General features: G+C 71.6%; 8 protein-coding genes. 2 read left to right on the top strand and 6 right to left on the bottom strand.

Going from position 1 to position 12,048, the window contains the following annotated elements:
- Positions 1 to 6: 6 nt before the first annotated feature.
- On the bottom strand, positions 7 to 1,323 hold the full coding sequence (locus LZG04_RS36410) for an ABC transporter substrate-binding protein (protein ID WP_233825823.1): 1,317 nt from the start codon (positions 1,321 to 1,323) through the stop codon (positions 7 to 9).
- Positions 1,324 to 1,567: 244 nt separating this feature from the next.
- Here LZG04_RS36410 and LZG04_RS36405 point away from each other — a divergent pair, with 244 nt between their 5' ends.
- Together LZG04_RS36405 and LZG04_RS36400 are read left to right on the top strand one after the other, a co-directional pair.
- On the top strand, positions 1,568 to 2,734 hold the full coding sequence (locus tag LZG04_RS36405; RefSeq protein WP_233825821.1) for an SGNH/GDSL hydrolase family protein: 1,167 nt from the start codon (positions 1,568 to 1,570) through the stop codon (positions 2,732 to 2,734).
- Positions 2,735 to 2,886: 152 nt separating this feature from the next.
- Positions 2,887 to 4,863 carry an alpha-glucuronidase gene (locus LZG04_RS36400; protein ID WP_233825819.1) on the top strand — a complete coding sequence of 659 codons (1,977 nt, stop codon included), beginning with the start codon at positions 2,887 to 2,889 and terminating at the stop codon, positions 4,861 to 4,863.
- Here LZG04_RS36400 and LZG04_RS36395 read toward each other — a convergent pair.
- The 5 genes from LZG04_RS36395 to LZG04_RS36375 all read right to left on the bottom strand — a co-directional run bounded on the left by LZG04_RS36395 (position 4,860) and on the right by LZG04_RS36375 (position 12,013).
- Complete coding sequence (locus tag LZG04_RS36395) at positions 4,860 to 5,858, bottom strand: IS481 family transposase (RefSeq protein ID WP_233825817.1); 999 nt, start codon at positions 5,856 to 5,858, stop codon at positions 4,860 to 4,862. The genes LZG04_RS36400 and LZG04_RS36395 overlap by 4 nt on opposite strands.
- 202 nt (positions 5,859 to 6,060) lie before the next feature.
- Complete coding sequence (locus tag LZG04_RS36390; protein WP_233825815.1) at positions 6,061 to 8,079, bottom strand: beta-galactosidase; 2,019 nt, start codon at positions 8,077 to 8,079, stop codon at positions 6,061 to 6,063.
- Positions 8,076 to 8,768: a DUF624 domain-containing protein gene (locus tag LZG04_RS36385; protein WP_233825813.1), complete on the bottom strand. Its 693-nt coding sequence runs from the start codon at positions 8,766 to 8,768 to the stop codon at positions 8,076 to 8,078. The genes LZG04_RS36390 and LZG04_RS36385 overlap by 4 nt, the downstream gene beginning before the upstream one ends.
- Before the next feature lie 2 nt (positions 8,769 to 8,770).
- Positions 8,771 to 10,294 carry a xylan 1,4-beta-xylosidase gene (locus tag LZG04_RS36380; RefSeq protein WP_233825983.1) on the bottom strand — a complete coding sequence of 508 codons (1,524 nt, stop codon included), beginning with the start codon at positions 10,292 to 10,294 and terminating at the stop codon, positions 8,771 to 8,773.
- An 87-nt stretch (positions 10,295 to 10,381) separates the two neighbouring features.
- Positions 10,382 to 12,013, bottom strand: a complete 1,632-nt coding sequence (locus LZG04_RS36375; protein ID WP_233825811.1) for an extracellular solute-binding protein — start codon at positions 12,011 to 12,013, stop codon at positions 10,382 to 10,384.
- Positions 12,014 to 12,048: the final 35 nt, after the last annotated feature.

Here is a 12,048-nt window from a genome sequence, read left to right as displayed (position 1 = left end):
ACGGCGCTACCTCCCGCTCACCCGCTTGAGCGCCCGTTCCGCCTCGCGCTGCGCCTGCGCCATCGCCTCCCGCGGGCTCTGCTGCCCGACCAGCACCCGGTTCACCGCGCCCTCCCAGGCGCGCACCAGCTCGCTCGCGGCCGGGCTCGGTGGCAGCGCGAACGCCTCGTCCTGCAACGACAGCACCACCGGCACGCCCCGCTCCAGGATCGGGTTGCCCTTCGGGTCGAACACCTCCCGGAAGATCCGCTCGTCCGCGACCCGGTCCGCGGTGAACGTGCCGCCGTAGGGCCGCCCGGCCTTGGTCAGCGCGTCCCGCCGCGCCGTCGCGGCCGTGACCCAGGTCTGCGTGTCGGTCATCGTGACGAGGAACCGGCAGGCCAGGTCGGGGTGCCGGGCACCCTTCGGGATCGCCCACGCCTGCCCGCCCGACTCGGTCAGCACCCTCCCCTCGCGGTCGGTGAACGGCATGATCGTCACGTCGGCGTCGGGGGAGTTGGTCGCCAGCGTGTTGATGTACCAGGAGTCCATCGGCATCGCGGCCAACTGACCGGTCACGTACTGGTTGTTCGCGCCGAACTGGTCGAACGTGTCGCGCGACGCCTTGAACGACGCCCAGCCGCCCTGCCGGGCCACCAGGTCGGTGGTGTGGCGGACCGCCTCGACCACGCGCGGGTCGTCCAGCCGGGCGTCGGGCCCGATCAGCTCGGCCCCGTTCGCCTTGGCCCACAACGGCAGGAACTCGGGCACCTTCGGGTCGAAGCCGATGCGCTCGACCCGCCCGTCGTCGACCTTCTTCAGCCGGTCGGCCAGCGCGCCCATCCCGGCCCAGTCGGAGGTGGACAGCGCCGCCGGGTCCAGGCCCGCGGCCCGCACCACCGGGTTGTTGACGATCATCAGGCGGACGCTGGAGAACTCCGGCAGCCCGTACACCCGGCCCTCGTAGGTGACCTGGCGCAACGCCGCCTCGCGGAACCGGCCGAGGTCGACGCCGTGCTCGCGCACGCAGGCGTCCAGGCTCTGCACCGCGCCACGCGCCGCGTAACCGCCGAGCTTGCGCCGCTCGGCGTAGACCAGGTCGGGTGGGTCGCCCGCGGCCACCGCGGACAGGAACTGCTGCTCGTCGAACGCGCCCTCGCTGATCCGCAGGTCGACGCCCGGGTTGGCGGCGCGGAACACCGCCACGCGGGCGGTCGCGTGCTCGTCGGGCAGCCCGAAGCCCATGGTGACCAGCGCGCCGGAGTCGTCCGAGCCGAGCCCGCCGCAGCCGGAGACCACGAGCGCGGTCGTGACCAGCACCGACGTGACCAGCAGCCCCCGCATGCCCGCCTCCCCGCGCCCGACGTCGCCGGCGACGTCACCGAGTCGGTTCCCGTCTTGGCCGCCCGTCACACCAGGGTCGCCCGGTTGGCGCAAGGCCGAGCGGGTGACCGCGGAAGGGGTGGGCCCACCGCCGGACCGGCGGCCGGCTCGTACCAGAATCGGCCCGTCACGCCACCGAGCCCGGGAGGTCGGCCCACCCATGAGTCCCAGCGCATCACCCGTCGGCCGTTGGGTGCACACCTGGGTGTCCGCACCGCAGCTGACGGAGCCGGACAACCTGCCGCCCGCGCCGTTCACCCGCGCCGGCCTGGTGCTCGCCGACGCCACGTTGCGGCAGACCGCGCGCGTCACCATCGGCGGCGACCGGCTGCGGTTGCGGTTCTCCAACGCGTTCGGCGGCGCGGTGCTGCCCATCACGGCCGTCACGGTGGCGCGGCCGGTCGGCGGCCGGGCGGGGGTGGCCGCGATCGAGCCCGGGTCGGCCCGCCCGGTGACGTTCCACGGGCGCGCGAGCGTGGTCGTGCCGGTCGGGGCGCAGGTCGTGTCGGACCCGCTGGACTTCCCGGTCGGGCCGGAGGCCAACCTGACCGTGACCGCGCACCTGGCCGACGGGCAGGCGTCCGACCTGGTCACCTCGCACCCCGGCTCGCGGACGACCTCGCACCTCGCGGCGGGCGACCACGTCGACGCCGACGACCTGACGGGCGCGACGACCACCGACCACTGGTACTTCCTCAGCGGCATCGAGGTGTGGTCGCGGCGCGCGGGCTCGGCCGTCGTCACGCTGGGCGACTCCCTGACCGACGGGCGCGGCTCCACCACCAACGGCAACGACCGCTGGCCGGACCGCCTGTCGGCCCGGCTGCGCGCGCACCCCGCCACCGCGGACGTCGCCGTGCTCAACCAGGGCACCGGCGGCAACCGGGTGCTCAGCGACGGGATCGGGCCGAGCGCGCTGGCCCGGTTCGACCGCGACGTGCTGGCGCAGAGCGGCGTGGCGTGGCTGGTGCTGTTCGAGGGCATCAACGACCTCTGCACCGCGCACGCGACGGCCGCCGCGCAGGAGCAGGTCGTCAACGACCTGTGCGCGGCCTACGAGCAGATCGTGGTGCGCGCCCACGCGCACGGCATCGCGGTGTACGGGGCGACGCTCACGCCGCTGGGCGGCAACGAGGCCTACGACGACCCGGACGGGCACCGTGACGCCGCACGTCAGGCGGTCAACGAGTGGATCCGCGCGGCCGGGGTGCTCGACGCCGTGCTCGACTTCGACGCGGCGGTCCGCGACCCGCACGACCCGCGCCGGCTGCTCGCCGCCTACGACGAGGGCGACCACCTGCACCTGACCCCGGCCGGGTACCGGGCGCTGGCCGACGCCGTGCCGCTGGAGCTGTTCGCTCCGTCCAGATGAGACGCATCGGCGACACCCGTTGCCACGCAAATGTTTCGTAGTCGTCCACACTCGTGAACGTCGACAGTGGACGGCCGTTTTTCCTTGCCCGGTGCGTCGGAGGCGACATAGTTTGGCGGGGCAACCGCTGTCGCACCGGGAGGAACCTGCGAATGACCGGCGTGCACCCCGCGTGGCTCCCCACCTCCGCGTTCCGGCCGATCGGCTCACGGCGGGTCCGCGTCCTCGGGGACGGCCCGGTCGTCGGCACGGTCCGCGCCGAGGTCGCGGCGGCGACGGCCGGGCACGGCGGCGCGCTGGTCGACGACGGACCGGCCGACCTGGAGCTGGTGGTCGCGTCGGACGCCGGTGAGACCGACCCCGAGGCGTTCGTGGTGGGACGCGCGGGCGCGACCACGGTGGTCCGCGCGATCGCCGGGGTCGGGCTGCTGTACGGCTTGCACCACGTGGTGCGGCAGGGCGAGTCGGCGTTCACCGGCGAGTTCCCGGCGCGGCGCCACGCCCCGCGGCAGGCGGTGCGGATGCTGGACCACTGGGACAACGTCGACGTCCACCCGGTGATGGGGCAGGTCGAACGCGGGTACGCGGGCGGGTCCATCTTCTACGCCGACGGCGTGGTCCGCGCCGACCTGTCCCGGGCCCGTGCCTACGCGCGGCTGCTCGGCTCGATCGGCGTCAACCGGGTGGGGTTGAACAACGTCAACGTGCACCGCACGGAGGCGACGCTGCTGACCGACCTGCTGCCCGAGGTGGTGCGGCTGGCCGACGTGTTCCGCCCGCACGGGATCAGGGTGCACCTGTCGGTGAGCTTCGCCGCGCCGATCACGCTCGGCGGCCTGCCCACGGCCGACCCGCTCGACCCGGCGGTGGGGCAGTGGTGGGCGCGCACGACGGCCGCGGTGTACGCGGCGATCCCGGACTTCGGCGGGTACGTCGTCAAGGCCGACTCCGAGGGCCAGCCCGGACCGTTCGACTACGGCCGTGATCACGCCGACGGCGCGAACGTGCTGGCCCGCGCCCTCGCGCCGTTCGGCGGCACGGTGTTCTGGCGGGCGTTCGTCTACGACCACCACCAGGACTGGCGCGACCGCTCGACCGACCGGGCCCGTGCGGCGCACGACAACTTCGCCCCGCTGGACGGCGCGTTCGAGCCCAACGTGGTGTTGCAGGTCAAGGCCGGTCCGATGGACTTCCAGGTGCGCGAACCGCTGTCGCCGGTGATCGCCGCCATGCCGCGCACCCGGCTCGCCGTCGAGCTCCAGGTCACGCAGGAGTACACCGGGCAGCAGAAGCACGTGTGCCACCTCGTGCCGCAGTGGCGCGAGGTCCTCGGTTTCCTCCCGTGGGGCGAGGGCGGGGCGACGGTCGCGGACATCGCCGCGGGCCGTGCGGACGGTCCGGCCGGCGGGGTGGTGGCCGTGTCGAACGTGGGCGACGACCCGTTCTGGACCGGGCACCCGTTGGCGCAGGCCAACCTGTTCGGCTTCGGCCGGCTCGCGTGGGACGACCGGCTCGTGCCGGAGGCGGTGCTGGACGAGTGGATCGGCCTCACGTTCGGGGACGTGGAGGGGGTCCGTGCGGCGTTGCACGAGGTGATGGGCGGGTCGTGGCTGACCTACGAGCGGTACACGGCCCCGTTGGGCGTGGGGTTCATGGTGAACCCGGCCGACCACTACGGGCCCAACGTGGACGGCTACGAGTACTCGAGGTGGGGCACCTACCACTTCGCCGACCGCGACGGCGTGGGCGTCGACCGGACGCGTGCCACCGGCACCGGCTTCACCGGCCAGTTCCCGGCACCGTGGCGGGACGTGTACGAGTCGGTGCAGACGTGCCCGGACGAGCTGCTGCTGTTCTTCCACCACGTGCCCTATGGGCATGTGCTGCGCTCGGGGAAGACAGTGATCCAGCACATCTACGACACCCACTTCGCCGGGCGCGAGGAGGTGTGCCGGATGGTGGAGACGTGGTCGCGGCTGGCGGGCCTGGTTCCGGTGGAGGTGCACGAGCGGGTGACGGAGTTGCTGTCCGAGCAACTGCGGTGCGCCACCGAGTGGCGTGATCAGGTGAACACGTACTTCTGGCGCAAGTCGGGTGTGCCGGACGCGCGCGGGAGAAGGATCTACTAGGTGTTCTGTCCTGTGAGGTTGGGGACGCGGGTGGCGGGTGGTTGGCCTGCGAGTGCGGTGTGGCCGCGGTGGTGATTGTAGGTGTGTAGCCACCGCGGCAGTGCTTCGCGGCGTTCGGTTTCGCTGCGGTATGCCTGGGCGTAGGCCCATTCGTCGAGCAGGGTGCGGTTGTAGCGTTCGACCTTGCCGTTGGTCTGGGGCCGGTAGGCGCGGGTGCGTTTGTGGGTGATGCCCGCCTGGGTGAGGGTGTCGCGCCACAGGTGTGAGCGGTAGCAGGAGCCGTTGTCGGTCAGTACCCGTTTCACGGTGATGCCAGCGGCCTGGAAGAACGCGTTGGCCCTGGTCCAGAACGCGGCGGCGGTCTGTTTGGTCTCGTCGGGCAGGATTTCGGTGTAGGCCAGGCGGGAGTGGTCGTCCACGGCGTTGTGCAGGTAGGAGTAGCCGAGGTTGGGGCGGCCGTGGACCTTGCGGGGCCTGCCGGGGTCGCGGTGGGCGGAGCTGTTGCGTCCACCCGCGGCCCGGCCGTGGACTTTGTGGCCGCCGCCGTCGGGGATGTTGCCCAGCTTCTTGATGTCGACGTGCACCAGATCGCCCGGTGCGGCGTGTTCGTAGCGGCGCACCGGCGCGGCGGTGGCCCGGTCCAGGTGCGCCAGGCGGGCCAGGCCGAAGCGGCGCAGCACCCGGTGCACCGTGGAGGGGTTGAGCCCCAGCAGGTAGGCGATGCGGGCCGGTCCCCATCGGCGTGCCAGCCGGACCTTCACGATCCGGCGTTCGCGGCGGGTGGGCAGACGACGCGGGCTGTGGTGCGGTCGGCTGGAACGGTCGACCATGCCCGCCTCTCCCAGCCGCCGGTAACGCTCCGCCCAGCGGGCGGCGGTGGTGGGCGAGACCTGGAACCGCTCCGCCGCGCGTCGCAACGGCCAACCCCGGTCCACGACACACCGGGCCAGGCGCAGCCTGCCCACCGGAGTCAGGGGTGCGTTAGCGTGGATCACGAGGGCCTCCGTCGGTCAGGTGTAGACGTCGCAATCCACACCGAACCCGGAGGCCCTCCCTCATTCCAACATCATCCGACTACGTGTCGGACCGCCCACAACCTCCCAGGGCAGTACAACTAGGCGGCTCGGCCGGGCCGCTCCGGTGAGTCCTACCTCCAGGCCGCGAGTGTCCTGCGTTCAGGACCCCCGAATTCACCGCTCAGGACTCGCAGCGGATCACCAGGACGGTGGTCGGGGGCAGGTCCAGGTCGTCGCCCGCGCGCAGGTGGCGGTTGGTCAGCAGGTCGGTGCCGGTGACCGGGGCGGGGACGGTGTGGTGGGTGCCGTGGTTCAGGATGAACAGGTGGCGGGTGCCCGTCGGGGTGATGCGTTCGGTGACCTCGACGTCCGGGATGTCGGCGAGAGGGCCGAGGAGGGCGTGGTCGGCCAGTGCCTGGTGGACGACGGTGGCCACGCCGGGGTCGTCCAGCAGGGTGGCGACGTACCACGCCTGGCCTTGGCCGCGCCTGGCCCGCGTCACGGCCGGTGTGCCCGCGTAGAAGTCCGTGCCGTAGGTGCCGATGACCTCGGCGTCGGCCGGCACGACCACCTCGAACACGTGCCGGGCGTCGTACTCGCGGCCGAAGAGGGTCACCGGGTTCACCACGTCGGGTCGTTGGGCGTCGGTCTCCTCGACGCGCAAGCCCAGCAGTGACGCGAAGGGGCCGGGGACGTCGGTCAGGAAGGCGTTGTCGTCCTCGTCCACCCGACCGGACAGGGCCGTGGTGACGAACGTGCCGCCGCGTTCCACGAACGCCGTCACGCGGTCGGCCAGGTCGCCCTTCACCATGTGCAGCAACGGCGCGACGACGAGGTCGTAGCCGGACAGGTCGGCGGTCACGGGCACGACGTCGAGCGGCACGTTGGCCTGCCACAGGGCACGGTGGTACGAAGTCAGGACGTCCAGGTAGCGGACGTTGCGGTTGGGGCCGTCGGACAGCTCGACGGCCCACCAGCTGTCCCAGTCGACCAGCAGCGCGGCCCGGGCGGGGGTGCGGGAGCCGAGCAGGGCGTCACCCACGTGGGCGAACTCGGCACCGAGGGCGGCGACCTCGCGGAACAGCCGGGTGTCCGTGCGGCCGGCGTGGTCGAGCACCGCGCCGTGGTACTTCTCGCACGCGCCGCGCGACTGCCGCAGCTGGAAGTACAGCACCGCGTCCGCCCCGTGCGCGACCGACTGCCACGACCACAGCCGCAGCACGCCGGGCCGCTTGACCGGGTTCACGTCACGGGAGGCGGTGACCGAGGGCGTCTGCTCCATGACCCAGAACGGGTCACCGCCGCGCAGGCCGCGCATCAGCCGGTGCGCCAACGCCATCCGCGCGGCCGTGCGGCCGGCCGAGCGGTCCTCGGGCGGGTAGTTGTCCCACGACGCGAAGTCCAGGTGCGGCGCCCACCGGTGGTAGTCGATCGGCTGGTACAGGCCCATCATGTTCGTCGTCACGGGCGTGTGCGGCGAGTGCTCCCGGATCGCCGCCTTCTCCGCCACGAACCCGCCCAGCAGCGCGTCGGACATGAACCGCCGGTAGTCCAACGTGATGCCCTGGAACGCGGTGTGGTCGGGTCCGCGCCAGTGCTCGGACAACGCGTTCGGCGGCACGACCTGCGCCCAGTCGGTGAACGTGTGCGACCAGAACGCGGTGTTCCGCGCGGCGTTGAGCCGGTCGAGGGAGCCGTAGCGCCGGGCCAGCCACTCGCGGAACGCCTCGCCGCACGCCGGGCACCAGCACGCGCCGCCGTACTCGTTGCCGACGTGCCACGCCACGATCGCCGGGTTGCCGCCGTAGCGCTCGGCCAGCCGCCCGGCCAGCGCCACCGACAGCCGGCGGAAGTCGGGGGAGGACGGGCAGGCGTTGTGCCGCTGCCCGTAGACGTGCCGCCGTCCTTCGAAGTCGACCCGGCAGGCGTCGGGGTACCGGTGCGCGAGCCACGGCGGCATCGCGCCGCTGGGGGTGGCGAGCACGATCCGCATGCCCTCGGCCGTCGCGCGGTCCACGATCGCGTCCAACGTCGAGAAGTCGTAGCGGTCCTCGGCCGGCTGGAGGTGCGCCCACGCGAACACGCCCACCGTGACCGTGTCGACGCCGGCGAGCTTGAACGCGGCGTAGTCGGCGTCCCAGACCTCACCGGGCCACTGCTCGGGGTTGTAGTCGCCGCCGTAGCCGATCTGCGGTGTCACGCGGTGAACCTCTCGGTGGCGTCGCGCAGCACCGGCTCGGCGTTGCGCAGGAGCAGCAGGGTGAACGGGGACGCCAGCAGCGCGAGCACCCAGTCCGAGGTGAGCACGACGAGCCCGCCGGCGGCGATGAGCAGCGACAACGCACCGAGCGCGCTCGCCGGCCGTGCGCCCAGGTAGTACGACGCGAGCCGAGCCGTGTCACGCGTGCGCAGCGAGAGCGTGGACGACAGCACCAGCGCCTGCGTCGACCAGACGAGGATGGCCACGGCGATCACGACGAGCACGAGGCCGTACCCCGCGGGCACGCGCGCCAGCTCCAGGTTCGCCAGGCTGAAGCCGATCACGGACAGCACCACCAGCGCGGGCAGCCACCAGCGCAGCACGTCGAGCCAGTTGAGCCGGTAACCGCGGCGGAAGTGCCGGGCGGGGAAGAGGTCGCGGTCGTGCAGGAACACCCGCCAGGCGTAGACGGCGGCCGACAGGGCAGGGCCCACGGGGGCGAAGCAGAGCCCGATGAGCGGCGCGTTGCCCGCGCTGCGGTCCAGGAACAGCAACGCGAGCAGCCCGGGGGCCGTGGTCAGCACGATCATGGCCTCGATGACCACGAACCAGTACACGACCGAGGCGATGCGCGACAGGATGCCCGAGCCGATCTCGGCCGCGGGATCACCCCGTCGTTCGGCGGACACCGTCACGGCCCCTCGTGCGGCGCGACGAGCCGGTCGTCGGACGCGCCGAGCAGCCGCCGGTCGTCCAGCCCTTCGTGCTCCTCGGCCCGCACGGGGGCCAGCTCGACGAACGTGACCTCGTGCCGGGCGAGCGCGAGGTCGAGGTCGACCCGCCCGTCCACGACCGCGACCGACCGGTGTTCCAGGGCCGGGCGGGCGCAGTCGCGCAGCACGTCCAGCGTGCGCCGGTCGGGGGAACGGGGACGGCCCAGCTCGCGCCACGCGCCGAACGCGTTGCCGTCGTGCTCGTTGACCCGTTCGCGGCGGACGAACGCGCGCGGGCCCGTCATCGGCACCGACAGCCGCACGTCGTGCCGCTCAGGGGCGTCCGGACCCTCCGTGCCGCCGACCGGCTGCCAGGCCAGCACGGTGACGCGGCCGTCGTCGGTCGCGCACACGAGGTGGTCCGCCCCGCGCGCCAGCACGCGCGAGCCCATCCGGGCCATGAACGCGTAGAGGTGATAGGTCGGCTTGGGCACCTGCCGGTGCGTGAGCAGGCCGAAACCGCCGTGGAACAGCGAGGTCGGCACGTTCTCCTCCTCGAAGACGTCGCAGAACGTCCAGTAGGAGTACGAGTCGACCAGCTCCGTGCCGCCGGTGAGCACCGGGGCCAGGTAGGCGGCGTGGTAGGCGGTGTCGTGGATCGGGTTGTCGGGCCGGTAGGAGCTGTTGTACTCCGTGATGTGCACCGGCAGCCCGGCCAGCGCGGTGCCCGCCAGGTGCTTGCGCGGCGCGTCGAACTGGTCCAGCAGGTGCTCGGGCGCGGTCAGCGTCTGGTAGGTGCCGAACGGCACGTGCTGCGCCGGACCGGACGAGTAGGCGTGCCTGCTGACGAAGTCGATGGGCACGTCGCGGCGGGCGACGAACTCGGCGAACGGTGCCCACCACTGGTCCGAGCCGGGCGAGATCGCCGGGCCGCCGACCTGGAGCCGCGCGTCCACGTCCTTGACCGTCCGCGCGGTGATCTCGTAGAGGCGGAAGTAGGCCTCCTGGTCCGCGTCCTTCCAGAAGTTGACCAGGTTGGGCTCGTTCCACACCTCGATCGGCCAGGTGCGCACCTCGTCGAGGCCGTAGCGGTCGACCAGGTGGCGGACGACGGCCCGGACCAGCGCGGCCCACTCGTCCCAGTCCTTCGGCGGGGTGATGTTGCCCTTCCACCAGAACACGGTGTCGTCGCCCGAGGCGAGCGCGGTGGGCATGAACCCCAGCTCCACGAACGGTCGGATGCCCAGCTCCAGGAACCGGTCGAACACCTGGTCCACGTAGGTGAACGAGTACCGGGTCACGCCGTCGCCGGACACGCGGTGCACGCCCATGTCGTCGGACAGCAGCCCGTGGCCGCGGATGTGACGGAAGCCGATGTCGCGCTGCACGCGGGCCAGCGACTCCTGGTAGTCGGCGCGCAGCGCGAGGTTGAGCCGTCCGGTGCCCACGCAGTGGCGCCACGACTCGGAGAGGCGGCCGATCGGCTCGCCGGGGACGATCACGCGGTTCAAGTGCCCTCCTGGACCCGCCGGACGTGCCGTGGACAGGCCCGGTCACGGCGGGGGACGCCGTGACCGGGCATCCCCCGGTCAGCCGTTCTTCTCCTTGTAGCGCTTGTGCGCGGTGTTCACCAGCTCGATGTAGTCGTTCATGCCCTTGGCCTCCAGCTCCTTGACGTAGGCGTCCCACGTCGAGAGGTCGCGCTGGCCGAGGATGAACTGGAGCGTGGACTGCGTGACGAGGTCCTTGAGCGGGGTCTCCCACAGGCCGGCGCGCTCGCGCTCCTCCTCGTTGAGCGGCGCGGGCGGCGCCAACGGGAGCTGCTTCTTGTTCGCCAGCGTCTTCTGGAAGGCGAGCTCCTCCTCGGTGAACATCGACTGCACCAGCTCGGTCGGACCGCCGTAGCTGAAGACACCGCCCTGGAAGCCGAAGTCGCGCTGGAGGTTCTTGGGCGCGCCGACGTTCATGCCGCCGAAGGCGACCTCGGGCTTGAGGGTGCGCTTGCCGGAGGCGTCCTTGTCGTAGGTCGTGCCCTTCACGCCCCACTTGGTGAACTCCTGCGCCTCGTCGGCGTACCAGAGCCAGTCGATGAACTGCATGGTGGCGACGAACTTGTCGCTCTGGGCGAGCTTCGCCGACACCATCAGGCCGTTCTCCAGCCGGGAGCCGCGCAGGACGTCACCCTTCGGGCCCGCGGGCACCGGGATCTTGGCCACGGTCGCGCCGGGGATCTTGGAGACGTTCGGCCGGTAGTCGTTGATGATGTTCTGCGCGTTGCTGCTGATCGCGAACGACTTGCCGCTGGCGAACTTCTGGATCGCCGCGTCATCCTTCTGAGTGAAGCTCTCCGGGTCCATCAGCCCTTCCTTGACGAGCTTGCCGAAGAACTCGATCAGCTGCTTGTACTCGGGCGTGGCGCCGGCGAACTCGAACTGCTGCTTGTCCTCGTTCCAGATGGAGTTCTTGACGTAGCCCCAGCCGGCCTGCGCGCCGAACGTCTGCGCCGCGATGTTGAGGATCGACTTGCCCTCGAAGCGGTCCGACAGCGGGTAGACGTCCGGGTGGGCGGCCTTGATCGCCTTGAGGACGGTGTAGACCTCGTCCCAGTTCTTCGGCGCCTGAAGGTCGAGGCGCTGCAGCTCGTCGGTGCGGAACGCCAGCGTGTAGTCCTGCTGCACCTTCTCGTGCAGGCCGGGCAGCACGTAGAACTTGCCGTCCTCCTGGCGCAGCGTGTTCAGCTCCGGCTGGAGCTTCCACTTCTCGACCTTGTCCTTGAAGTTCGGCATCAGGTCGACGTAGTCGCTCACCGGGAGGATCGCGCCGGAGGAGACGAACGGCTCCTCCTGTCCCGGGTAGGTCTTGGAGATGATCGTCGGCGCGTCACCCGAGCTGATCAGCAGGCCGCGCTTCTGGTCGTAGTCGCTGTAGGGGACGACCGTCGGCTTGACCGTGATGTTGGTGCGCTGGCTGATCTCCTTCCAGAGCAGCCAGTCCTCCTTCATCGGGTAGTGCGACTGGTCCAGGAAGAGCAGGCTCACGTCGAGCGGCTCGGTCGCCTTGAACTGCGTGCCCGCCTTGTAGTCGGCCATCGACGCGGTCTTCTTGCCGTCGAGGTTGACGCCGCTGCCGGCGTCCCCGCCTTCCTCGCTGCACGCCGCCAGGCTGACCACGAGGCTGCCGGCGACGGCAGTCAGAAGCGTGCGCTTCCATTTGGTTCGCATCGTGCTCTCTCCTCAGGTGTTCGACACCGTCGTCG

It is taken from the genome of Saccharothrix sp. S26 (assembly GCF_021390395.1).
GTDB lineage: Bacteria > Actinomycetota > Actinomycetes > Mycobacteriales > Pseudonocardiaceae > Actinosynnema.
The sequence above is the reverse complement of the archived record's forward strand: the minus strand, read 5'-3'. Positions and strand labels throughout refer to the sequence as shown.